Below are 21654 nucleotides of genomic sequence, written 5' to 3'. Positions count from 1 at the left end.
GCGCGCATGCGCCTACGCGGTGTCGCCGCGCCGCGCTTGCCTGCGGGATTGGCCTAGGCGTGCCGGTGCCCAGCGCGGCAGGGCCACGTCGCGGCCGAACAGGCTGACCACCTTGCGCTCGTAGGAGTCCAGCACCTCGGTGTAGTAACCCAGCAGCTGGTCGCCGAGTGCGGCCCAGGTCTTGTCGGCCACGGACTCGCGGGCGGCGGCCTGCAGGGTGGCGTGGCGGACGTCGTCGAGGATCCAGCGCGCGGCGTCCGGCAGCTCGTCTTCGAAGGTGTCCACCTCAAGCAGCAGGCCGTTGTCTCCGTGCTTAATCAGGTCGATGGGGCCGCCGGCGCGCGGGCCGATCGTCGGCACGCCCGAGGCCTGCGCCTCCTGGATGGCCTGGCAGAACGTCTCAAACTCGCCGGTGTGCACGAACAGGTCCAGCGACGCGTAGGCGCGGGCGAGCTCCTCGCCGGACAGCGCGCCGGTGAACACGGCGGAAGGCAGGGTCTCGGCAAGGCAATCCCGCTCCGGGCCGTCGCCGACGATGACGAGTTGGACCGCAGGGTCGTCGACAAGCGGGGCAAGGCGGTGCACCGACTTCTCCGCGGCCAACCTGCCCACGAAGCCGACGATCTTCTTCTCGCCCGTGGGATCCCACATGCGGCGCAGCACGTCGGAGCGCTTTGCCGGATTGAACAGCTCGGTGTCCACGCCGCGGCCCCAGTGGCGCACGTTGTTGATGCCGTGGGACTCGAGCATGCGGATATAGCTCGACGACGGCGCCAGCGTCATCTCGCTCATGTTGTGGATCGTGCGCGTCCAATCCCACGCCAAGTTCGCCACCATGGGCAGGTGGTACTTGGTGGCGAAGCCGGCGACGTCCGTCTGGTACAGCGCCACCGCCGGCACACCGAGCTGGCGCGCCGCGAACACGCCGGCCCCGCCGAGGACGAACGGGCTAGCCAGGTGGATGATGTCCGGCTTGAACCCGGACAGCGCCGCCGCGACGGTGGAGGTGGGCACGCCGATCGGCAGCGAATCCACCAGGGGGACCATGACTGTGGGCACGCGGACGATCTCGAAGCCCAAGTAGTCGGGGATCTCGTCCTGGAAGTCGCGCGCGCCGGGTGCGACGACCATCGCCTCGTGGCCTTCGCGCTTGAGGTGCTCGAGCACGCGCAGCACCGAATTGGTCACTCCGTTGACGTTGGGGAGGAAAGACTCCGCCACGATTCCCACTCGCATAGCCACATACTTTTGCACACCCAGGCGAACCACCGCCCAACCGCAGTTAAACGGCGCGTGAATTTTCGCAAACGCTACGTTGGGGCCCATGGAGCACAACCTATGACATGGCCCATATCCGGTCCGGCCGCTGGTACTTGCCGGGCGGCGAGGAGCCAAGCGCCTGCAGCGCCGAGGTGTGCCGCGCGCTGCGCGAGCTCAACGGCCCTGCCCTGACGGATCCACAACGCTCGGCCGAGCTGCTGCGGGAGATTTTCCCGCAGGGCGAGCTGCCCGAGGTGTTCGCCCCGCTGTACGTGGAGCTCGGCGCCAACACCGAATTCGGCCCGGGATGTTTCCTCAACTTCAACTGCGTCATCCTGGACCTGGCAGACATAAACATCGGCGCGAGGACGCTGTTCGGTCCCGGCTGCCAGCTCATCACCGTGGAGCACCCGGTGACGGATCACGCCCGCCGGGCGCAGGGGTGGGAGCGCGCCCGCCCGATCACTATCGGCGAGGATTGCTGGTTCGGCGCGGGCGCGATGGTGATGCCGGGTGTGAGCATCGGCGACCGTGTGGTGGTGGCCGCGGGGTCGGTGGTCACGCGCGACGTCCCCAGCGACACCTTGGTCGCGGGGGTGCCGGCGGCGCGGAAGCGAGAGCTTATCGACGTTCCTCCGGCCCCCAACACCCAACAGCAAACCACGCCCCGGCCGCGACGAGCGTGGCCACCGCCCACGTCGACAGGGCGGGCAGAAGCGCCAGCGCCCAGCCGCGGCCTTCCACCTTGACCAGGTCAGGGTCGGTTTTGTCGTAGGTCACCCACACCTGCTGCCCCTCCCCTAGCCCGGTCGGGTACAGCAGCCCGCGCGGCGGGGAGACCAGCTGGCCGTCTTCGGTCTGGTACTCCACAAAGGTGCGCATGCGCCCGGCTTCGGTGACTATCGCGGTGCCGCGGCCGGGGTTGGCCTGGATGCGGGCGTCGTTGAGCGCGGGACCTGCGACCATGGCCACGCTGCCGAGGGTGGCAAAGGCGTAGAGCGCGAGCACCACCTGGTGCGCGCGGCGGCGCCACCTCATCGGTTCAGGCGCGCCGCCAACGCTCGGCGGGTGGTGCGTGTGGTGGCGGCCTCCACGACGGTGATCGGGCTCGGCTGCGCTTCGAGCTCCAGCAGCACCTCGTTGAGCTCGGCGAGGGTGTCGGCGCGCCGGTAGTCGGCCCCGTACGCTTCCGCAAGCTTCTCGACGTCCACGCCGTGCGGCGTGCCGAAGACCCGCTCGAACGCGCCGCGGAGATTGTCCGCGCCCGGTTCGAGGGCCTCGAAGATGCCTCCGCCGTCGTCGTTGGCCACCACGATGGTGAGGTTGCCCGGGCGCGGCTCGTCGGGCCCGATGAGTAGACCGTTGGCGTCGTGGAGGAAGGTCAAATCCCCCATGAGCGCGACGGTGCGCGGGGCGCGGATCTCGTCCGGGCGCAGCGCCTGGGTGGCAAGGGCCACGCCGACGGCCTGGGAGACGGTGCCGTCGATGCCCGCAGCACCCCGGGCGGAATAGGTGTCCACGCCGTCGAAGGGCATGCCCACGAACGACGCGTCGCGCACCGGGTTGGACGAGCCGAGCACCAGCGTGTCGCCGACACCGAGGGTGTCGCACACCGCGGCGGCGACGTGCAGACCGGTGAACCCGAACTCGTCTTCCGTGAGCGCTTGGCGCACGGTTTCGGCGCCGACGTCGCCGGCGGCCTCGCAGATCTTCAGCCACGTGTCCGTGGGCTGGCCGGTGGCGTTGACCCGCGAGCCGCGCTTATCCGGCTGCCCGGTGAACGTCTCGGTGCGCGAGATGCCGACGACCTCGATGTCCGGGTCCGCCAACAGCGCCATCACGTCGCGGTGCAGCGTCGGGTGGCCGACCACGATGACCTGCTCCGGCTTGGTGTCGGCAGCGAAGTCGCCCCCGTCGTGGGAGATGGCCACCTCAGATTGCGCGAAAAATCGCGCGGCCAGCGGGTGCACCTGGTGGAACGGCGTGGGCGCGGTCGGCTCAGCGATGGTGGGCACGTGCTCGAGCCCCGGCACCTCCCAGGCCTCGTCGCCGGCAATGACCAGGGTGTTGCGGGTCAGGTCCACGTCCACGACGCCGTGATCCTCCCAGCCGCGCGAGCCCTCGAGGGCACCCGGCCCGACCCGGCGCGGCTGCCCCACCGGTTCCGGCAGCTGCTCCGGCACGAGCGGGGTGTCCAGGGCCACGTTGATGTGGACCTGGGTGGCGGTAAAGGAGGCCGCGTGGACGTCGTCAAGCGATTGCACCTGCTGCGTTTCGGCGTAGCGGCCGAAGATGCCCTGCTGCCAGATGGTTTGGCTCGCCCCGGTGCCGACGAGGCGCTCCGGGCGGTCCGCGCTGATCACCGCGAGCGGGGTGTGGGACATGTGCGCCTCGATCACCGCCGGGTACGCATTCGCCACGGCGGTGCCGGAGGTCATCACCACGCCGACGTGGCGGCGCTGCACGCGCGCGAGACCGAGGGCGGTGAAGGCGGCGGAGCGCTCGTCGATACGCATGTGCACCCGCACGTCGCGGCGCGCGAGCAGCGCATAGGCCAGCGGCGAGTTGCGCGAGCCCGGGCTCATCACCACATCGGTGCAATGCTTGGCGACGAGCTCCGCCACCGCCGCCGCAATCTCCATAGCTGCCATCTACTGCTCCTGTAGGTACTCGTCCGCGTCGCCGCGCAGCTGGTCCAGAATGTCGCGGGCGCCGTCGCGGATCTCGCGCTCAATCTCGTTCGGATCCGGAGCCGGCTCGGTCGGCTCCAGCGTGGCGGTGGGGTTGTCCCGGTCGCGGAAAATGGACGGGAACTTGGTGGTGGTCTCCGTCTTCGTCTCGCGCTCGGTGGTGGTTTGCACGATGGTGCTGGTCTCCGTCACCGGCGGCTTGTTCGCCTCCGCCGCCGCGCCGCGCCACAGCACGGCCAGCACCACCGCGGCGATGAAGCTCAGCGCCGCGAACACGCCGAGCGCAATCGCGCCTGCCGACGTGCCCTTCTCCGGCTCCGGCTCATACCCGTTGTCGTAGTACGGGTCCTGGTAGGGCTGCTGGTATTGCTGCTGCTCGTAGGCGGGCTGGGTGTAGCGCTCCTCGTAGCGGGGCTGCGCCTGCGGTTGCTGGTACTGGTTTTGGGACTGGTCCGGGAAGTACTGCCGGGGCCGCTCGCGGCGCGGCTCGCCACCCTGGGGGCCGTACTGTCTCGTCTCGTTATCCATGCGAAATACACTAGCGCGCCCCGCCAAAAGCTCTTGACGGGGCGCGGAAGTGTCGCAGCAGATTCGGGGCTTACAGCACCAGCCCGAACACAGGCACCGCGATGAAGTAGGTGGCCAGCGTGATCAGCACCATGGCGATCACGTTGAGCCAGATGCCACCCTTGATCATCTCGCCCATGGTGACGTAGCCCGACGAGTACGCGATCGCGTTCGGCGGGGTGGCCACCGGCAGCATGAACGCACAGGTGGCGGAAAGTGCCACCGGGATGGCGAGGAGCATAACGTTCATCTCGGTGGCGTCGGTAAGCCCGATGCCCACTGCCACACCGCCCATGATGGGCAGGAAGGTCGCGGCGGTGGCGGTGTTGGACGTCAGCTCCGTCAGCAGCAGCACAAGTGCGGCGACGGCCAGGATGAGCAGGATCATCGGCAGCGACGCCAGGCCCTTCGCCTTCTCACCGATCCACAGGGACAGGCCGGTCGCGGTGAACATGCCGGACAGGGAAAGCCCGCCGCCGAACAGCAGCAGCACGTCCCACGGCATCTCGTTGGCAGTCTCCCAGTCCAGCAGGCGCTTGCCGTTTGCGGTGCCCGGCACGATGAACATGAGTAGGCCGGCGATGATGCCCACGATGGCGTCGTCGTACGGGAAGGTCCAGCCGAACTGGTTGATGCCCAGCGGGATGAAGATCCACGCCAGGGCGGCCACCAGGAAGATCACGCCGACGGCGGCCTGGGGGAAGGTCCAGGGACCGAGCTTTTTCAGTTCTTCGTCGATGAGCTCGCGTCCGCCCGGGATGTTGTCCACCTCCGGCTTGAACACGGTGATGAGCACCCACCACGCGATGAACGTGAACAGCACAGCCACCGGCAGGCCCACCAGCATCCACTCACCAAAGCCGATGACAATGCCGTGGGCTTCTTCCATGTAGCCCTTCAAAAGCGCGTTCGGCGGGGTGCCGATGAGCGTTGCCAGCGAGCCAATCGACGCCGAGTACGCGATCGCCAGCATCAGCGCGGTGGCGAACTTCTTCTGGTTGGCCATCCCGCCGACGGTGTCCGCGGTGAGCATGAGCACGGAGGTGCCAATCGGCAGCATCACCACGGCGGTGGCGGTGTTGGACACCCACATGGACATAAACCCGGTGGCGATCATGAAGCCCAAGATGATGCGCTTCGGGCTGGTGCCCACCACCTTGACCACCATCAGCGCCAGGCGGCGGTGCAGGTTCCAGCGCTGCAGGCCCAACGCCATGAGGAATCCGCCCATGAACAGGAAGATCGTCGCGGAGGCGTACGGCGAGGAGACGTCTTTAAACGGCGCGACTCCTGCCAGCGGGAACACGGCGATGGGCAGCAGCGCGGTGGCGGCCAGCGGGATCGCCTCGGTCATCCACCACGCGCCCATGAGCACGGTGGTGGCGGCGACGATGCGCATGGTGTCCGCGGAGTACTCCACGCCTTCCTTCGCGCCAGAGGACTGGGCGACGGTGTCCGCCGCGCCAGAGGGGAAGAAGATGTAGACAAGCACAGCCAGCACCACGCCGGTGATCAGGCCGATGAGCTGGCGGCGCCACTCGCCGGGTTCGGGCGATTTGGCCAGGTCGCCGTCGGAAAGTGCGGCGGATTCGTGGAGTACGGGAGTCGACATGGCGCAAAGGTTAGCGGGCGCGCCCCCGATTCCAACACGATTGTCCGATTTTACACCCGGAATTGGGGATCTACTGATAGCACCTCTACGCAGGCGCGGACGCGGTCGAACCACCAGTCGCGGCGCTTCGCCGGCGCGCGCAGCCCGTGAAGCCTGTCCGGATCGGGGGTGGTGCGGGTGATCTCCAGCCGGCCGTTCGCGAGCTCGCGCGGCGCGGCGACATCTTCTACGAACAGCCGCTGCGTGGCCAGCCCCGCCGCGCGCGAGCCGGTCAGCTTCGCCGCCACCAGACCCGCGTCCATCCCGACGGCGGTATCCAACGCGCTGGCCACGGTCACATCGAGGTCCAAGTCGCGGGCAATACGCAGAAGCTTATCGACGCCACCTAACGGCGCCACCTTGCACACCGCCACATCAGCCGCCCCGAGTTCGGCCACACGGTACGGGTCGGCGGCGCGGCGGATGGACTCGTCCGCCGCGATCGCCGTGCTGGTGCGCCGTCGGACCTCCGCGAGTTCCTCCACGGTGGCGCAGGGCTGCTCGATGTACTCCAGCTCCCCGAGCTTCTCGGCGGCCTCGATGGCCTGGTCGACGCTCCAGCCGCGGTTGGCGTCCACGCGCAGCTTCGCGTCGGGGCGCAGCTGGCGGACGGCGGCGACGCGCCGGAGGTCGTCGTCAAGCGACTGCCCCTTCTCCGCCACCTTGATTTTGAAGGTGGAAACGCCGGGGTAGCGCGCGAGCACTGGCTGGACGTCCGCGACGGCGGGGATAGTGCCGTTGACCTCGACTTCGCCGTGAGCCTCGGGCAGCCCAGTGAACGCCGCTTCGAGCCCGGCGCGCAGCCACGCGGCGGATTCTTCGGGCCCGTATTCGGTAAACGGGGAAAATTCGCCCCAGCCGGCGGGGCCGTCGATGAGCAGGGCCTCGCGGGTGGTCACGCCGCGGAATTTCACGGCCATGGGCAGGGCGACGACGTGGGCGCGCTCGAGGATTTCGTCGGCGGAAGGCAGCATGGGTGCTTTATACCTCTTTATAGGTTGGGGTAGTTATAAAGAGTTATAAAGCAGGCGCATCGGCCAGTTCGCAGGACACTGCCCATCAAAGCAAAGCCGCCTGACTAGAAATGTCCGTGAGTACGATTACCCCATGCTGTACTCCACCGCCCAGCCCTTCGATCTCGCGCAGGGACCAACGGCAGGCAACATAACACTATGGGTCCTTTCAGTGATTCCGTCGAGGTCAGCACAGTTGGAATAACCTGCGACATCGTGAAGGCCCTCGCGTACACGCCCCATAACAATTGATTACGGCGCGGCATCCTCAGCCCATTTATAGAGACGCCCGCTGCCTGCAACGAATGCGTAGAGAAGAATCGGATAGAGCAAGGAAGCCGCAGAAAGTCCCCCCTGCCAAAACCCGATGACACCGGGGATGTACGCCGCAAACAATGGAGCAAAGGAACTGGGCAGAAATCGCCTGGGCTTCGTGCGGGAATACCTGGGAACCAAATAGAAGAGGGCTCCAAACACAATTACGGCTGCGGAGATGCCCCAACAATATTCAGCTGCAGACTGTGCATTGGTAATGCACGAATAAGCCAAGCCCAACGCGGGCACCGTCAGCGCGACCAGCCACGAGAGATTGAGGCCCCTCTCCCGCCTAGTGAGCCTGGCAGAGTGAAGATTTGCTCCAGAGATCGGCATCAGCTAAGCACATCCCTGCGTGTAGTGTTCCGGAGTTACTCCTAACGATGGAGGAGAAACGCTGCCCGTAGCGCCAACTTTGAGCGCGAGACATTTGTCCTGCGCCACCGCCGCTGTTGCCCAGACGGTCACGTTAACACTATTGTCTGCCCACCACGCCCCTAATACCTCGCCGAACGGGGGCGGAACCAGAACCCAGAAAGGTGAAATTGCTGCCCCCGCTGCCGATGAGGCAGCCATTCGCCGAGTTTCTTCCTTGCTGAAGTAAATATGACCGCTGACAATCCCCCAATTCACGCGGGGATCGGCTTCAATGGGATAGGCCACGTCGGGTTGATTCACCTCGACAACTTGGGTGAACGTATCGCCAGCGACTTCGTAGTGGGTGGGGAGCGCCTTTCCGGCAGCGTCGCGCGCCCACGGAGCGTCAATGAGCGCCACATCAGATCCGTCAACTCGGACGAGTAGAGCGCCACTGTTCCGATCGACATGCAGGTCAACCTGACCATCCGCCTCTACCCTGAACGACTTTTGATGTTCCTCTACGGGCGACTCAATACTCCACTCGAGTTGCACCCCCGAAGGAGTATCGATCTTCTCCCCGATCCCACCTCCCGAGGCATTCCGAATTGTAATGCTCTTTGCGGATGGAGAGACGCTACGCGCAGCGTCACTGTTGTTGTTCACGGTTACAATCTGATCTGAGTCGGTGACGTCTTTAGCATTCGCCTTTTCGGTCACAAATCCGCCGGAAAGGATCACCGAAACACTGAGACTTGCGAGCAATTTCTTCATGGACTACTCCTTGTGTCGACGCGAATCCAATACTCACGCATTGAATTAGGGCTGTCCCCAAAACCAGGGACTGCGAGCTCCCTCTCCGAAGAGTCGGCCACTCGACTTAGGTTCTCCAGCCAAGAGGCTAGAACCCACATCCCGCGGGCGCAACCCGATTTTGAAAGTCGGCACTAAAGTAGATAAGAATTGCGTGAGTTTGCGCACGGGTGAGAATGATGGAAGGTATCGTCCGCACCCTTTACACGACAGTGGTGACGCCGTAAGCAAAAACCGACGCGAGCGATGTCGGAAAGGCCGTGGTTTTCACGATTACCCCCCGCCTGAGGTAAGCAATACCTAACTTCGGATTTCTCCACACTTCTGTTGTGAAATTGGCGACACGTAGGATGAGCCGCATGAGCTACTCCACCGCCCAGCCCTTCGACCCCAGCCAGTGGCGCGAGGTCGAGGGCTTCGATTTCACCGACATCACCTACCACCGCCACGTGGGCGACACGCGTGCCGACGGCACCGTGCGCATCGCGTTCGACCGCCCCGAGGTGCGCAACGCGTTTCGCCCCCACACCGTGGACGAGCTGTACCAGGCGCTCGACCACGCCCGGTGCGACCCGTCGGTGGGCGTGGTGTTGCTCACCGGCAACGGACCGAGCGAGAAGGACGGCGGCTGGGCGTTTTGCTCCGGCGGCGACCAGCGCATCCGCGGCCGCTCCGGCTACCAGTACGCGGGCGGCGAGACGGCGGAGACCGTCGATGAAGCGCGCGTGAAGGCCGAGGGCGGGCGCCTGCACATCCTGGAGGTCCAGCGTTTGATCCGCACGATGCCGAAGGTGGTCATCGCCGTGGTCAATGGTTGGGCGGCCGGCGGCGGGCATTCGCTGCACGTGGTGTGCGACATGACCATCGCCTCGCGCGAGGAGGCCCGCTTCAAGCAGACCGACGCGGACGTGGGGTCCTTCGACGCCGGCTACGGCTCGGCGTATTTGGCCAAGATGGTGGGCCAGAAGTTCGCGCGCGAGATCTTCTTCCTCGGCCGCACCTACTCGGCGGAGGAGATGCAGCGCATGGGGGCGGTGAACATCGTGGCTTCGCACGCGTCGCTTGAGGACGAGGCGATCCAGGTCGCCCGCGAAATCAACGGCAAGTCCCCCACCGCCCAGCGCATGCTGAAGTTCGCGTTCAACCTTGTGGACGACGGTCTGATGGGCCAGCAAGTCTTCGCCGGCGAGGCCACCCGCCTGGCGTACATGACCGACGAGGCTGTGGAGGGCCGCGACTCGTTTTTGGAGAAGCGCCCGCCGCGCTGGGACGAGTTCCCGTTCTACTACTAGGAGTCTTGCTGCTCGGTCGCCCCGGCCAGCAAGTCCTCCACTGAAATTGCACCGCCTGCCGCTTCGAACTCCTTCTGGGCGTCGGTCAAAAGCTGCGGATCGTTGAGGATGTCCGCAATGGTTTGGGCCAACCCGACCGCAGCATCGAACGCGCCCTCAAACGCCTGGTCCGAGATCGCCGCCGCGGCGAAATCGGTGGTGTGCAGCGCCGTACCCTCCGGCGCGATTTTCACCAGAGGATGGATACCCGGAACCAGGTGGGACACGTTGCCGAAATCGGTCGATGCGGCTTGCGAATCCGGCAAGGTCCCCGCCGGAAACACGTTTCTTCCACGGGACGCTTGCGTGGCACCCCACCGCCGAGCGAGCGTCTCGTTGTTTCGCACGGGCAGCGACATCGGATGTTCGTCCCACTGCGCATCCACTGCCGTGCCCGTCATCAACGCCGCCCCCTGAAGGATGTCCTCCACGCGCTGGCTTAAGTCCATCAGTGTCTCTGTGTACAGCGAGCGAACATACAGCTGCAGGGTGGCGGACTCCGGGATGATCGACGCGCGGGCTCCCCCGTCCGCAATCACAGCATGCAATTTGTCCGAAGGCGGCATCTGCTGGCGCAGCAGCCCGCACGCTTGATAGGCAAGCGTCGCCGCGTCGAGGGCGTTTCGCCCCATGTACGGCTGCATCGACGCGTGCGCCGGCACGCCGGTGAACGTGGCCGTCAACGTGCGGCGGCCCACCCACACGTGGGACACAAGGTCGTAGGAAAACGGGTGCATCATCACTGCGCAATCGACGCCGTCCAGCATGCGGCCGCGGATCATGTATTCCTTGCCTGTGTGCCCCTCTTCCGCGGGGGTGCCAAGAAACACGATCCGGCCGCTGCCGCTTCCAACGGCGCCGAGAAACGCGCCCACCCCGGCCGCCGCAATGACGTTGTGCCCGCAGGCGTGGCCGATGCCGGGTAGCGCGTCGTACTCAGCCAACACGGCAACAGTGGGATGCACCGCTGGGTCGTAATCGGCGCTGTGCCATTCGGCCCGCAGTGCCGTCGATACGCCATGTGCTCCACGTTCCACCTGGAACCCGCGGCGCTGGAGCACTTCAGCGATCACCGCTTGCGCGTGGTGCTCCTCGAATGCCTCTTCCGGGTGAGCGTGCAGGTCGCGGACGATGTGGTCGAGGTCGGCACGGACCTCTTCCACCCGCGCCTCTGCGTCCTTCCAGGACTTCAGGTGCTCAGGACCGCTCAGCTCCAGATCAAAATCCGGCGCCGCCTCCGCGAGTCGATGCTGGACAGCGTCATCCATGCGCTCCAAGAACGCGCTGGATGGGTCGGTCGGTCGGGCAGGTGGGTCGAAAGTAGACATTGGCGCTGAGCAGGAGTCTCGTCGAACAGGGCGTTTCGGCCGACGGTAACAAATCCGCGCCCACCACGTCAGAGCCAATTCCCCTTCTACTGCCATACACCTGTACGGAATTTTCAGGGCTCCGCAAGGTCTACGGGTTACGCTCCGGCCATGTTGAGACGCACGATGACAGCAACAATCGTCGCCGCCTCGCTGACTCTGGCCGCGTGCGACGGAAACATTCCAGACACCCCGACCACCGCTGACGCCGCCTCCGAAGAGGAGGTGCCGCCGCCCGCCGATGACGCTGCCGCTGCCGACACCGTCGCGCCGGTGGCGGAGCAAGAGAACCTCCCCGCACCGCTAGCCTCCTCGCGCGACGCCTACGCCGCGGCGCTCGCGGACCCAGCGCAATACTTCGCTGACATCGAGGGCCTGGACGGCACCTTCACCTACGACCTCGTCGACGTCGACGGCGACACCGAGCTCGAACTGCTCCTGCGTGCCGGCAAGCAGGGCCCGGCGCCGGTGCGCGTGCTGCAGCTTGTCGACGGCACACTCACGGCCACCACCGACTACCTGGTCGATGACGCCGCCGACACCTACCCCACCGTGTTCACCGCCGGTATACAGCCGGGACTGACGCAGTACGAGTCGGACGGCGCGCGGCTGACCGCGACCCAGTTCGAGCTGCACGGCAACCGCTTGGTCAAGGTCTACGGCCCGGAGGAGACCGTCGTGGGCAACCCGCTGGACGATGCGACCCTGATCCACTGGACCCCGACCACAGACGCCACGCAGCTGGCGGAGCGGGACCAGCAGGACCCGCTGACCGTTCCGCGCGAGGGCTCCATGAAGCAAGTCTCCGACATCCCGGAGCTCAACGGGCAGTCCTACCGCGTGCAGTTCGGCACCCGCGACCGCGGCGGTCGCATCCCGGTGACCTACCCGGACCTCGGCTGCGCCGGCCTCCTCGAGCCGGTGCACGCCTCCGCCGGTGAGGAGATCCAGGACGGTTTCCGCGAGACCATCACGGAAGGCACCTGCGATAACGGCGGCACGTGGCACTTTGCCATCAACGACTCCCGCGAGCGCGCCACCTACAACGCCCCCACCGGGCGCTACCACGCGGAGGGGCCGTTGAACCGCGCCGGCTAGCACGGATCAGCGACGGACCGGGCGTATCCCCCGCAGTCCCCGGTGCAGCTCAGCCACCAGCGCGGCTAATAGGACCGCGCCAACCGCTAGCGCGACCCAGACGCGCGGGCCGGTAGCTGTCACCGGCCAAGCGGGCACGGCGGCGATCCACAGGAAGGACTCCGCCAACACGTCGCCGCCGATCGTGGCGGAAACAATCGTGACCAAAACGGTCGCAGCCAACGTCCACATCACGCCGAAGCGCACGGTCACAGCTAACGCCGCGAGGACAAGAACGGTACCGGCTACAAGGGAAAGCGCGCCGAACCTCGCGCTTGACGTCACGACACCTGCGAACAGGCATACAAGCGCAACAATGCTGGTAAACCAGGCCATCAACGCGGCACCAACTCGCGGGTGCTCCACTTGCATCAGTGCCCATGCCGGGCGGATCCGCGGCCACACTAGCGTGGGCAACACGCCCGCGCCGACCGGGAGGATTGCGTACGCGAAAAGCGCTTGGCGCACATCTTCCGGATACCGGGTGGCAAAGAGAAGCACCAGAGCGGTCAGCACAAGCACCATGCTTAACGACGGCATCCGCCCCGCCCTCGCAACCCCCTTCCACGCGGACAGAAACCCGGTGCGCGCGGGCCGCGGTATGGCTGGCCCAGCAGCAGCGGGAGCAGCCACTTCGTGAGTGGTGCGGCGCTTCAGAACGGGCCTCGTACGCCGCGGGGTGAGCGCGCCGGCGGCGAAACCGACAGCGGCCAACAGGAGGGTGAGGGCGAGAGCGGGCAAGGGAGACTCGCCGACTAGTGGCGAATCCGGCTCGAGCGGAAGCAGGTTGAAGTGCAACCCCAACGACGGCAGAGCCAGGCGGGCGGGCCAGGCGCCGGGGTTGGCCCACCACCAGTCGCGCTCAGCGAAGTACCCCAACTCGATGGTGAAGGCGAATGCGGCCAAGAGCGTGGGAAGCAACCCAACGCGGCGGGTTGCAGCCGCAGCTAAGCCTGCTGGGCCGAGCATGCCGAGCAAAATGAACAGGCCGACGAGCGCGACCCAGCCGGCACCGTCCACCCCGAACGCAACCGTCACCGCAAGCGGCACCGCGACGTCGAGGATCACAAATACCGCCAACGCCACCCAGACCACCACCAGGCGGGCCGCCCGGACGGCTAAGGGTGCGGCGGGGCGCCACAGCGTGCCGCCGGAGCGGGCGTCGCGCTCGCGGTGTTCGGCAACACCTGCAAAGATCGCGGCGATTGGCGCGGACATGCCGGTCAGAAGCACGCCCTGGGGATGGAGCAGATCGGACGCGTCTTTTACTCTCCCCATCAGGGAAAACGCGGTCAGCACAAGGCCGACTAACAGCCCGGCGCTGGCGAGCCACCACAGCGTGGAGCCACGGGCGCGGATCCATTCGGCGCGCAACGCTGCCATCAGACGTCCACCCCCGAGGTGAGGCGGAAGAAGGACTCTTCCAGGTTTGGCCCAAGCTGTGCGAGTTCACCGGTGAAGCGGACGCGGCCACCGGCGATAACGGTGGCGTCGTCAGCCATGTGCAGCACCTCACCGAGCTGGTGGGAGCTGACCAGGACGGTGCGCCCGGCGCGGGCGTACTCACGTAAGTAGGCACGCAGGTGGGCGATGCCCTCAGGGTCGAGTCCGTTTTGCGGCTCGTCCAAGATAAGCACCTCCGGCTCACCGAGCAGAGCCTGAGCCAGGGCGAGACGGCCCTTCATACCGGTGGAGAAGCTGCCCGCCTTCTTGCGTCCTGCCCCAGCGAGGCCGACAAGTTCAAGCACCCGGTCCGCTTCCGCATCCGGCAGGCCCAACAGCGCGGTGTGCACCCGCAGGTTATTTCGCGCGCTCAAGTGCGCGTAGAAGGCCGGGTCGTTGATGGAGGCGCCTACGTGGTGCAGCGCAGCCCGCTCGAACGGGCGGCCCATTAGCGTGACCTCTCCAGCATCGGGGGTGAAAAGGCCCAGCAGCACCGACATCAAGGTCGATTTACCTGCGCCGTTTGGCCCGAGTAAGGCGTGGACGCGCCCGGGGGTGGTAGTCAGCGTGATGTCGCGCAGCACCTGGTGGCCGCCGAAGGACACGGCCACGAAGCGGCAGGCGAGTTGCGTTGCAGTCATGCACCCGATTGTTCCGCCGCTGGATTCCAAGCGGATCGGCCGACGGGACCAATTCCGCATCCTCCCCTAGGAGGAGAGCCCGGCGCGCTGCGCCGTCAGCGCCAGCGCCACCCGGTCGCGCACCCCGAGCTTGGTAAGCAGGCTGGACACGTGCGTTTTCACCGTAGTCTCCGCGATGAACAGTGTCCGTGCGATCTCGGCGTTGGTAGCGCCGCGGCCGATCTCCGCCAGCACCTCCAGCTCCCGAGAAGTAAGCCCCTCCAACTCTGCAGCCGCCTCGGTGGAGCCCGTGCTTCCACGCACCCATGCCATCACCCGCCCGGTCACGCCGGGCGCCAGCACGGATTCACCACGGGCGACGGCGCGCACGGCACCGGCGAGCACCTCCGGCTCGGCGTCTTTGAGCAGGAATCCATCCACACCGGCGTCGATGGCGGCGCGGACGAGGGCGTCGTCGTCGAAGGTGGTCAGCATGATCACTTTCGGGCCGAGCTCCATGATCTGCCTGGCTGCGGCGATACCGTCCAACACCGGCATGCGGATATCCAGCACTGCCACGTCGATGCGGTGCGCCCGGGCCTTCTCAACCGCTTCCGCTCCGTTGGCGGCGGTGGCCGCCACGGTGAGGTCCGTCTGGGCTCCCAGGATCGTCTCCAGGGCGCTCAGCAACAGCGGTTGGTCATCTGCGAGCAGGATCTTGATCATGCGGCCAGCTCCGCCCTAACCGTAAACGTCTGGCCTGTCAGCGACGTTTCGAGCGTGCCTCCGGCACTTATAGCGCGTTCTCGCAACCCCTCCAGCCCCACGCCGGTGCCCGGCTGCGGGCGCACCCGACCGGTAGAAGCCACCTCCACCACGACGGGGTTGCCACCCGCAATCCGCACATCCACCTGCGGGTCTATCTGGTGGCGTGTGGCGTTGGTCAATGCCTCGGCGACAATACGGTGGATGGCGTGGGAGGTGACCGGTGGGACGTCGATAGGCATGGCATCAAGTGTGACCTCAAGTCCCGCAGCGCGGAAACGCTGCACCAGCGCAGGCACGTCGCCCACCCCCGCCACCGGCGCGAACCCAAGGTCGCTGTCGCGCAGGCCCCGAACCAGCATGCGTATCTCTGCCAACGACTCCCCCGCAGCCGCGTTGATCTGCCGCAGCGCCTCTCGCTCGCGGCCGGATGCCAACCCGGCGTTCGCCTGCGCCTTTATCAAAGTGAGCGAGTGCCCGAGCACGTCGTGGATTTCGCGCGCGATATCTTGGCGCTCCTGCTGGCGGGCGGCGGCGCGACGGGTCTCTTTCGCCTCCGCTTCGCGGGCACGGGCGTCGTGCTCGGCCGCAAGGTTCGCGCCCAACAGGTACGCCACCGCTGCGACCGCCCAGTGCAGTCCCAATGAGACCGCCCTGTCGGAGCCCTGGCGGTAAAACAGCACGAAGTGCTCATCCCATGTCCACATAAACGGCGACACAAACGCCCACGCGCACGCAGCCGCCAGCACCCCCAGCGCGAAGCGTTTGTCCGCGTAACGGCTGGCCACAAACACGGCCACGGGCACCGCGAGGACCCACAAGGTGTAGCCGATGTTTACCGGCGCTGCCAACCACGCCGCCGCCCAGACCACGTTCAGCGCAACTAGTGCCGCGGCAGAGGTTTTCGGCCGGCTGGTCAGCACACCGAAAAAGGCCGCAAATCCCCAGGACAACACGGCCTGCACCCAACCGTAAGCGTTGGTGGGGTCACCGATCGCGCTCACGGTGTAGAAAGCGGCGAGCACCGCCATAGCCACCGCGAGCACCGCGTCGCCCGGTTTGATATGCACGGGCGCCTAGCTTATTCGCGGCTCCGCGCCCCCACCTCCTCCTCGAGGAGGACCTACTTGGTCAACCCCGGGATCTGAGGAATGGCAGGCAGGCCCTTGACGCCCATGTTCTGCAGCAGGCCGAACAGCGCGCCCAGTGCCGTCAACACCGCGGCGACGATGCCCAAGATCTTGGCCAGCTTCGCGTCGAAGGTCTCCGGGGCCTCGGTGTCCGGCTTCTCTTCCGGGTCTTTCGGGGCTGGATCCGGCTCAGGCGCGGTATCGCCCAAGTCGGCGTTGGCCAGTTCCGGCGCCTTCGGCAGCTTTAGATCCTGCGTGGGGAAGATGACGTGGCTGGTGCCGTCGTGGCAGGTCTTGGACTCCTCGAGTGGGTAGTAGTACGAGCTCTCGAGTGTGTCCTGCACCTGGGCGAAGTAGGTCTTTGTCATGTTCCGGGCGAACTCGCTGCGCTGCCAGTCTTCTACGTGGCGCAGCCAACGTGCGGTGTTGTCGCCGTTGCGGCCGAACGCGTAGTCGTCCCCAAGCGGCTGCATTTTGGGTACCCCGCCGTCGATGCCCACGAACCAGTCGGCGGTGCCTTTGAGCGCCTTGGCCGCGGGGCTGAGCGGCACCTGGGAGATTTCCTTCATGTCCAGGTAGAAGTCGGCGTCGGTGGTGTGCAGGCCAAGCGGCGCCAGCTTCTCTTTCGCGGTGGCGCGGGCGTCGGCGCGGACATCTTCCTGGGACATTTTGTCGTCCAGCAGCAGGTGCAGATGCTTGATGACGGCCGGGTCAGCCACGTAATCGTCGCCAAGCTTCTTCAGCTCTGGGAACGTCGCCTCGAACGCCTCGGTGACCGAGGTGGCGTACATGCCGTGCGTGAGCGTTTTCGCGGCGCGCTCGGCTTGGTTGGCGGGGCCGCGCTCGACGTCGTTGAGCGTGACGCGGCAGTAGTTGGTGCCGTCCTTGGTAAACGGAGTCAAGGTGGCGGCGGTAGCAGTGACAGGGACAGTGAGTGAAAGGGCGGTCGCCGCAGCGACGGCCGGTGCGATGATCTTCCTCATGTCTATGTAATCGGTGAAGAGTGAGACCTGCGTTACAGGTGACTACAAAGTCGACTTCGTCATTAACACCCGTTCCGCCGCGCCGCGACCGCAGCGGTATCGTCGGGGCCATGACATTGGGCCTTCTCATTCTGCAGTTCATAGGCATGATCGCCCTGGTGGTTGCCGCGTGGTTCGTTGGGAAGCGCAACTTCGGCTTCAACTGGGCCTCGCTCGGCTGGGGCGCGCTGGCGTTCCCGTTGTCCCAGGTAGCCAGGTTCGCGTTGGTGATCCCGCTGCAGTTCCTCTTCAACAAAACCTTCGATCCAACGGCGGCTACCGCCCTGACCACTGCACTGTTCCTGGTCACCTCCGGCCTGTTCGAGGAGACCGCCCGCTGGATCGTGCTGCGTTTCTGGGACAAGAACACCCGCGAGTGGAACGACGGCGTCGGCTTCGGCCTGGGCCACGGCGGCATAGAAGCGCTGCTACTCTTCACCAACCTGTTTGCTGGCAACATCATGCTGCTGACCACCGGCGACGCGATCAAGGCGCAGGCCACTGGGAACGACGACCCTGCCACCGCACAAGCCATCGCCGAACAGATTGAGGCGCTGCAGAACATCGGAGTCGGCATGATCGCCACAAGCTGGTACGAGCGCGCGCTCGCAATCGCCGCACACGTCGTGTTCACACTGATCGTGTTGCGCGCGGTGCGTGAGCGCCGTTGGCAGCTCTGGGCGCTGGCGGTTGTGTGCCACGTCGGGCTCAACGCCGTTGCGGTGCTTGTCGCACCCCACAGCGTGCCGGTGATGTACGTGCTGCTCACCGCGCTGACAGCCGTGGGGCTTTGGGCGATTATCGACGGCCCGCTGTCCCGCATGGCCTTCGCCCGCACCGCCCATACGAACCCTCTCGAGAACGAAACGTCCGCCAAGTGACCCACCTCCTCGAACTCCTCCCCGTCGACCCCGCGAACCCGCTGGCCATCATGCCCGCGCTCGAGGAGGCCCTGACCGGCCAGCACACGCTGTTGCCCGTGCCTGCCAACGACCCGGCGCGCACGAACCTGCTGCGCAACACTCTCAAACCCGGCGCGCCCATCGACGACGATATCGCCCTGGTGGTTTCCACCTCCGGCTCCACGGGCAAACCGAAAGGCGCGATGCTCACCCCGGCGAACCTGATCTCGAGTGCGGACGCGACCCACCAGGCGCTCGGCGGCGAGGGCCAGTGGCTGCTTGCCATGCCCGCCGCCTACATCGCCGGGCTCCAGGTGCTCGTCCGCAGCATGGTCGCCGGCGTCGAGCCCGCCTTCATTGACCTGACCCGCGGCTTCAACGTCGCCGAGTTCGCCGCCCGCGCCCACGAACTCGCCCGCACCGGCGAGCGCATCTACACCGCGCTGACCCCGATGCAGCTGGCCAAGGCCACATCCACGCTCAAGGGCATCGACGCGCTGCGCACGTTTTCCGCAGTCCTCGTCGGCGGCGCCGCAACCAACCCGCGCCTGCTCGACTCCACCCGCAAACTGCGCATCAACGTGGTCACCACCTACGGCTCCAGCGAAACCTCCGGCGGCTGCGTCTATAACGGCCGCCCCATCGCCGGTGCCCGCGTGCGAATCCAAGACGGGCGCATCCACCTCGGCGGCCCCATGGTCGCCCGCGGCTACCACAACTTCGCCTCCCCCGACCTCCAAGACGGCTGGTTCCGCACCTCCGATGCCGGCGAGCTCGACGGCGGCGTGCTCACGGTCCTCGGCCGCACCGACAACGTCATCTCCTCCGGCGGCCTCAAGCTCCACCCCGAGGTGTTGGAAGAGGAGCTTTTGCTTATCGACGGCGTCACCGCTGCCACCGTCATCGGCAAAGACGACGACCGCTTCGGCCAGCGCATCTGCGCTGCCTACACCGGCTCTGCGACAGTGCCGGACATCCTGGACGCACTCGCCGACGCGGAGGACGCCGGCCGCATCGCGCACTGGCAGATCCCCAAAGAACTCAAGGTGGTGGCGGCGTTGCCGCAGCTCGGCCCGGGCAAGGTGGACCGCGCGGCCGTCAAGGCGCTGTTTTAGCCGTTCGGGTTCTCGATGACCACGGGCGCGACCTGGAAGCCCGGCGAGCCATAGTCAGCCACCCACCGGAGAAACGGCGTGATTTCTTCGCCCGGACGCAGCGCATGACGATTACGGCTCGGATCGCGTTCTCGACCGTCGGTTTCCAGGCCTTGCTCTCCGCCAGCGAGACGGTTCCCCCGTTGCGCACTACTGTCGTGCAGGAGTCAACGACTACGGACCTCAGCGAGGAGCAACGATGGATAGGACAGCGGGGCAAGCAGGGGCGGCGGGGACGCCGTCGCAAGGCAATATGTTTCAACGCCACCCGGAACCACTGCTGCTTCACGGTGATGTGCTTGACCTGACCACGCAGACCAGTCCAGCCTCGCAACCTGCTGCCGCAGAACCACCACAGGTCGCACCCGCCACCACGACAGCACCGGCTGCCGCCCCTGCTCCAGCGGCCGCCACCGCCCCCGTCCAGGAGGAGCCTGCAAAGTCGGCGAAGCGCCCCACTGCAGTCAAGGTGTTCTGGTGGTCCGCAGCCGTCGGCCTCATCTCGTTCCTGCTGTTCGGATTGTGCCTGGAAACCTTCGACCCGGATGCTGAGTCGTTTCTCACGGGAATTCTCGCCTTTGGGCTCTTCTTCGGCTTTGGCATCGCAATATGTGCACGGGTCTATTTGATTGTGCGCAGGTTTACGGGGAAGTAGTCGGCCACCTGCGCAGACTCCTCGGGCACCCCGGTCGAGGTGACGCGCCGCGGGCTCCGGCTCCGGGAAGGCCGAGATTCCCGCTCGCGTCGATCGGTGTTTGCCCTGGCTGCCGCGGTGGGCGCTGGGCGGCGGTCCACCGGAGGATCGTCGCAAAGCAATTGCTCGCAAAGCACAACCGTGTAATTCGTGCCACAATGCGGTGATGTGAGGCACGAGAAGCTACGCTCCCGCAAACCGTCCACAAATCCGAAGTACGCAACCTCCCCCTCCACCACCCACTACCGCGGCACCTCGCCGGCGCGCATGCAGGCGTCGAGGTTCCGCAACAAACAGCGAATCCCGATGATCCCGGCCAGGTGATAGTGCACGTTTGGGCCGGGCGTAGGGGTTAGGCAGTTTCAGTTGTTGTTTCAGCAGTCGGTGCCTTCGAGCGATCGAAGGCCAGCAGGAGTAGGCCGAGGAGAATCCAGCAGCACAACACTATCCAGGGCTGCGTGGACCCGGCACCATCGAAAAAGCTTAGCGAGCGAACGAGGAAGCCCGTCGCGCCAATCGGCATCAGCTGGCCGAGCGTGGACCAACCCGCCGGCAGCAACCACGGGCCCGTGGCCAGGCCGGACAAGGGGTTGGCAACGAAGATTGTCAGCACCGCGCCCAGGCCCGCACCCGGCATACCCATAAGCGCGCCGAGGCCCGCGGTCACCGACGACGTCGCGGCGATGCCGAGCGTCACAGCCAACCATTCCATGAACACGCTGCCGGAGAGGGTGCCGTATACGCCGTGCAGCATCCAGACCGCGACACCGGCGCCAATCATTGCAACACCAGCAATCACGGCAGCCTTCGACCACTTCTTCCCGCGAAGCAGCAGCGTCGGCAAGATGCCCGAGATCACGCCGCCGAACGCGAGCGGCAGTCCGAGCAGCGCGAGGCCTTGGGCCTGCGGGTCATCTTTGGTGGTGGGGGCGAGATCCTTCGTTTCCACAGGCATGCCGCTGGCCTCCATGTTTTGAGCGACACCGCTCAGCATTTGCACGTACGGTGCGCCATTGCCGGAGGCGGTATACACGGTCGCGCCGCCTTCACCGATCGCGATCGCGCCAACCGCCTCGCGGTCGCGCACCATCGTCTCCGCCTCCTCCGGCGAGCTCACGGTGATGAAGTCCGGGTGCTCCTCTTGCTGTTCAGCTTGAGCAATGAGCTTCTCGACGACAGGCCCCGGACCGGCCACCGCAACCGGCACCCCGTCCGGCCCGGACGCGAATGTCGGGGCCAAAAACGCCCAGAGCATCAGTCCGATGACGACGGGGATGCCAAGGATCATGGCGAGTGCCTTCTTTGTTGCGCCCTGCGTGGGTGCGGGGCGCGCCACGGTTGTGGACATAATCTCCTCCAAATGGAACAGTGTGTTTCAATTACACAAATGGAGCATACTGTTCCACTTCTGGCGCGTCAACGG

At 66.1% G+C, this 21654-nt stretch carries 19 protein-coding genes and 1 pseudogene; 6 read left to right on the top strand and 14 right to left on the bottom strand.

Annotation, left to right across the window (positions count from 1 at the left end):
* Positions 1 to 12 precede the first annotated feature (12 nt).
* Positions 13 to 1236, bottom strand: a complete 1224-nt coding sequence (locus CAFEL_RS01425; protein WP_194560165.1) for a glycosyltransferase family 4 protein — start codon at positions 1234 to 1236, stop codon at positions 13 to 15.
* A gap of 107 nt (positions 1237 to 1343) precedes the next feature.
* Between CAFEL_RS01425 and CAFEL_RS01420 the strand changes: the two are divergent.
* Positions 1344 to 1814 (top strand): annotated as a pseudogene (locus CAFEL_RS01420) (sugar O-acetyltransferase); the annotation flags it as partial.
* A 67-nt stretch (positions 1815 to 1881) separates the two neighbouring features.
* Here CAFEL_RS01420 and CAFEL_RS01415 read toward each other — a convergent pair.
* The 6 genes from CAFEL_RS01415 to CAFEL_RS01390 form a co-directional block, all read right to left on the bottom strand.
* Positions 1882 to 2298 carry a DUF3592 domain-containing protein gene (locus CAFEL_RS01415; RefSeq protein WP_228496318.1) on the bottom strand — a complete coding sequence of 139 codons (417 nt, stop codon included), beginning with the start codon at positions 2296 to 2298 and terminating at the stop codon, positions 1882 to 1884.
* Positions 2295 to 3911, bottom strand: a complete 1617-nt coding sequence (menD, locus tag CAFEL_RS01410) for a 2-succinyl-5-enolpyruvyl-6-hydroxy-3-cyclohexene-1-carboxylic-acid synthase (protein ID WP_194560163.1) — start codon at positions 3909 to 3911, stop codon at positions 2295 to 2297. The genes CAFEL_RS01415 and menD overlap by 4 nt, the downstream gene beginning before the upstream one ends.
* Entirely contained in the window at positions 3912 to 4478 is a 567-nt protein-coding gene (locus CAFEL_RS01405; protein ID WP_194560162.1) for a hypothetical protein, read from the bottom strand. It abuts the gene before it with no gap.
* A gap of 70 nt (positions 4479 to 4548) precedes the next feature.
* A complete protein-coding gene (locus tag CAFEL_RS01400; protein WP_194560161.1) occupies positions 4549 to 6129 on the bottom strand; it encodes an SLC13 family permease in 1581 nt (526 codons plus the stop codon).
* A 50-nt stretch (positions 6130 to 6179) separates the two neighbouring features.
* Positions 6180 to 7142 carry an o-succinylbenzoate synthase gene (locus CAFEL_RS01395; RefSeq protein WP_085956855.1) on the bottom strand — a complete coding sequence of 321 codons (963 nt, stop codon included), beginning with the start codon at positions 7140 to 7142 and terminating at the stop codon, positions 6180 to 6182.
* A 693-nt stretch (positions 7143 to 7835) separates the two neighbouring features.
* Positions 7836 to 8627 (bottom strand): hypothetical protein, encoded by a 792-nt coding sequence (locus tag CAFEL_RS01390; protein WP_194560160.1) that lies wholly within the window; start codon positions 8625 to 8627, stop codon positions 7836 to 7838.
* 398 nt (positions 8628 to 9025) lie between these two features.
* Here CAFEL_RS01390 and CAFEL_RS01385 point away from each other — a divergent pair, with 398 nt between their 5' ends.
* A complete protein-coding gene (locus tag CAFEL_RS01385) occupies positions 9026 to 9958 on the top strand; it encodes a 1,4-dihydroxy-2-naphthoyl-CoA synthase (RefSeq protein ID WP_194560159.1) in 933 nt (310 codons plus the stop codon).
* On the opposite strand, the gene CAFEL_RS01380 is transcribed toward CAFEL_RS01385, so the two are convergent.
* Positions 9955 to 11325: a M20 family metallopeptidase gene (locus CAFEL_RS01380; RefSeq protein WP_194560158.1), complete on the bottom strand. Its 1371-nt coding sequence runs from the start codon at positions 11323 to 11325 to the stop codon at positions 9955 to 9957. The genes CAFEL_RS01385 and CAFEL_RS01380 overlap by 4 nt on opposite strands.
* A 150-nt stretch (positions 11326 to 11475) precedes the next feature.
* On the opposite strand from CAFEL_RS01380, the gene CAFEL_RS01375 reads away from it, so the two are divergent.
* Positions 11476 to 12462 carry a hypothetical protein gene (locus tag CAFEL_RS01375; RefSeq protein WP_194560157.1) on the top strand — a complete coding sequence of 329 codons (987 nt, stop codon included), beginning with the start codon at positions 11476 to 11478 and terminating at the stop codon, positions 12460 to 12462.
* 6 nt (positions 12463 to 12468) lie between these two features.
* On the opposite strand, the gene CAFEL_RS01370 is transcribed toward CAFEL_RS01375, so the two are convergent.
* The 5 genes from CAFEL_RS01370 to CAFEL_RS01350 all read right to left on the bottom strand — a co-directional run bounded on the left by CAFEL_RS01370 (position 12469) and on the right by CAFEL_RS01350 (position 17442).
* Entirely contained in the window at positions 12469 to 13884 is a 1416-nt protein-coding gene (locus CAFEL_RS01370; RefSeq protein ID WP_194560156.1) for an ABC-2 family transporter permease, read from the bottom strand.
* Positions 13884 to 14585, bottom strand: a complete 702-nt coding sequence (locus tag CAFEL_RS01365) for an ATP-binding cassette domain-containing protein (RefSeq protein ID WP_194560155.1) — start codon at positions 14583 to 14585, stop codon at positions 13884 to 13886. Before CAFEL_RS01365 ends, CAFEL_RS01370 begins: the two co-directional genes overlap by 1 nt.
* A gap of 66 nt (positions 14586 to 14651) precedes the next feature.
* Positions 14652 to 15290 (bottom strand): response regulator, encoded by a 639-nt coding sequence (locus tag CAFEL_RS01360; RefSeq protein ID WP_194560154.1) that lies wholly within the window; start codon positions 15288 to 15290, stop codon positions 14652 to 14654.
* A complete protein-coding gene (locus CAFEL_RS01355) occupies positions 15287 to 16399 on the bottom strand; it encodes a sensor histidine kinase (protein ID WP_194560153.1) in 1113 nt (370 codons plus the stop codon). Before CAFEL_RS01355 ends, CAFEL_RS01360 begins: the two co-directional genes overlap by 4 nt.
* Positions 16400 to 16452: 53 nt before the next feature.
* A complete protein-coding gene (locus CAFEL_RS01350) occupies positions 16453 to 17442 on the bottom strand; it encodes a hypothetical protein (RefSeq protein ID WP_194560152.1) in 990 nt (329 codons plus the stop codon).
* Between the two features lie 110 nt (positions 17443 to 17552).
* Between CAFEL_RS01350 and CAFEL_RS01345 the strand changes: the two genes are divergently transcribed.
* From CAFEL_RS01345 to CAFEL_RS01335, 3 genes are all read left to right on the top strand, one after another.
* The gene (locus CAFEL_RS01345; RefSeq protein ID WP_194560151.1) at positions 17553 to 18362 is read left to right on the top strand and encodes a YhfC family glutamic-type intramembrane protease; all 810 of its coding nucleotides are present in this window, start codon (positions 17553 to 17555) and stop codon (positions 18360 to 18362) included.
* Entirely contained in the window at positions 18359 to 19498 is a 1140-nt protein-coding gene (gene menE / locus CAFEL_RS01340) for an o-succinylbenzoate--CoA ligase (RefSeq protein ID WP_194560150.1), read from the top strand. Before CAFEL_RS01345 ends, menE begins: the two co-directional genes overlap by 4 nt.
* A 292-nt stretch (positions 19499 to 19790) precedes the next feature.
* A complete protein-coding gene (locus tag CAFEL_RS01335; protein WP_194560149.1) occupies positions 19791 to 20192 on the top strand; it encodes a hypothetical protein in 402 nt (133 codons plus the stop codon).
* Between the two features lie 391 nt (positions 20193 to 20583).
* Here the strand turns inward: CAFEL_RS01335 and CAFEL_RS01330 are convergent, their stop codons facing one another.
* Positions 20584 to 21579, bottom strand: coding sequence for a membrane protein (locus CAFEL_RS01330; RefSeq protein WP_038609485.1), 996 nt, complete (start codon positions 21577 to 21579; stop codon positions 20584 to 20586).
* Positions 21580 to 21654 lie beyond the last annotated feature (75 nt).

It is taken from the genome of Corynebacterium afermentans subsp. lipophilum (assembly GCF_030408375.1).
Lineage (GTDB): Bacteria > Actinomycetota > Actinomycetes > Mycobacteriales > Mycobacteriaceae > Corynebacterium > Corynebacterium lipophilum.
Note: the sequence above shows the minus strand (reverse complement) of the source record. Positions and strands in the feature narration are given on the sequence as shown.

What these genes read in the sequence shown, in the direction of transcription:
- CAFEL_RS01425 (WP_194560165.1), bottom strand. Translation starts at nt 1,236, where the DNA reads ATGCGAGTGGGAATCGTGGCGGAGTCTTTCCTCCCCAACGTCAACGGA.
- CAFEL_RS01415 (WP_228496318.1), bottom strand. Translation starts at nt 2,298, where the DNA reads ATGAGGTGGCGCCGCCGCGCGCACCAGGTGGTGCTCGCGCTCTACGCC.
- menD (WP_194560163.1), bottom strand. Translation starts at nt 3,911, where the DNA reads ATGGCAGCTATGGAGATTGCGGCGGCGGTGGCGGAGCTCGTCGCCAAG.
- CAFEL_RS01405 (WP_194560162.1), bottom strand. Translation starts at nt 4,478, where the DNA reads ATGGATAACGAGACGAGACAGTACGGCCCCCAGGGTGGCGAGCCGCGC.
- CAFEL_RS01400 (WP_194560161.1), bottom strand. Translation starts at nt 6,129, where the DNA reads ATGTCGACTCCCGTACTCCACGAATCCGCCGCACTTTCCGACGGCGAC.
- CAFEL_RS01395 (WP_085956855.1), bottom strand. Translation starts at nt 7,142, where the DNA reads ATGCTGCCTTCCGCCGACGAAATCCTCGAGCGCGCCCACGTCGTCGCC.
- CAFEL_RS01390 (WP_194560160.1), bottom strand. Translation starts at nt 8,627, where the DNA reads ATGAAGAAATTGCTCGCAAGTCTCAGTGTTTCGGTGATCCTTTCCGGC.
- CAFEL_RS01385 (WP_194560159.1), top strand. Translation starts at nt 9,026, where the DNA reads ATGAGCTACTCCACCGCCCAGCCCTTCGACCCCAGCCAGTGGCGCGAG.
- CAFEL_RS01380 (WP_194560158.1), bottom strand. Translation starts at nt 11,325, where the DNA reads ATGTCTACTTTCGACCCACCTGCCCGACCGACCGACCCATCCAGCGCG.
- CAFEL_RS01375 (WP_194560157.1), top strand. Translation starts at nt 11,476, where the DNA reads ATGTTGAGACGCACGATGACAGCAACAATCGTCGCCGCCTCGCTGACT.
- CAFEL_RS01370 (WP_194560156.1), bottom strand. Translation starts at nt 13,884, where the DNA reads ATGGCAGCGTTGCGCGCCGAATGGATCCGCGCCCGTGGCTCCACGCTG.
- CAFEL_RS01365 (WP_194560155.1), bottom strand. Translation starts at nt 14,585, where the DNA reads ATGACTGCAACGCAACTCGCCTGCCGCTTCGTGGCCGTGTCCTTCGGC.
- CAFEL_RS01360 (WP_194560154.1), bottom strand. Translation starts at nt 15,290, where the DNA reads ATGATCAAGATCCTGCTCGCAGATGACCAACCGCTGTTGCTGAGCGCC.
- CAFEL_RS01350 (WP_194560152.1), bottom strand. Translation starts at nt 17,442, where the DNA reads ATGAGGAAGATCATCGCACCGGCCGTCGCTGCGGCGACCGCCCTTTCA.
- CAFEL_RS01345 (WP_194560151.1), top strand. Translation starts at nt 17,553, where the DNA reads ATGACATTGGGCCTTCTCATTCTGCAGTTCATAGGCATGATCGCCCTG.
- CAFEL_RS01335 (WP_194560149.1), top strand. Translation starts at nt 19,791, where the DNA reads ATGTTTCAACGCCACCCGGAACCACTGCTGCTTCACGGTGATGTGCTT.
- CAFEL_RS01330 (WP_038609485.1), bottom strand. Translation starts at nt 21,579, where the DNA reads ATGTCCACAACCGTGGCGCGCCCCGCACCCACGCAGGGCGCAACAAAG.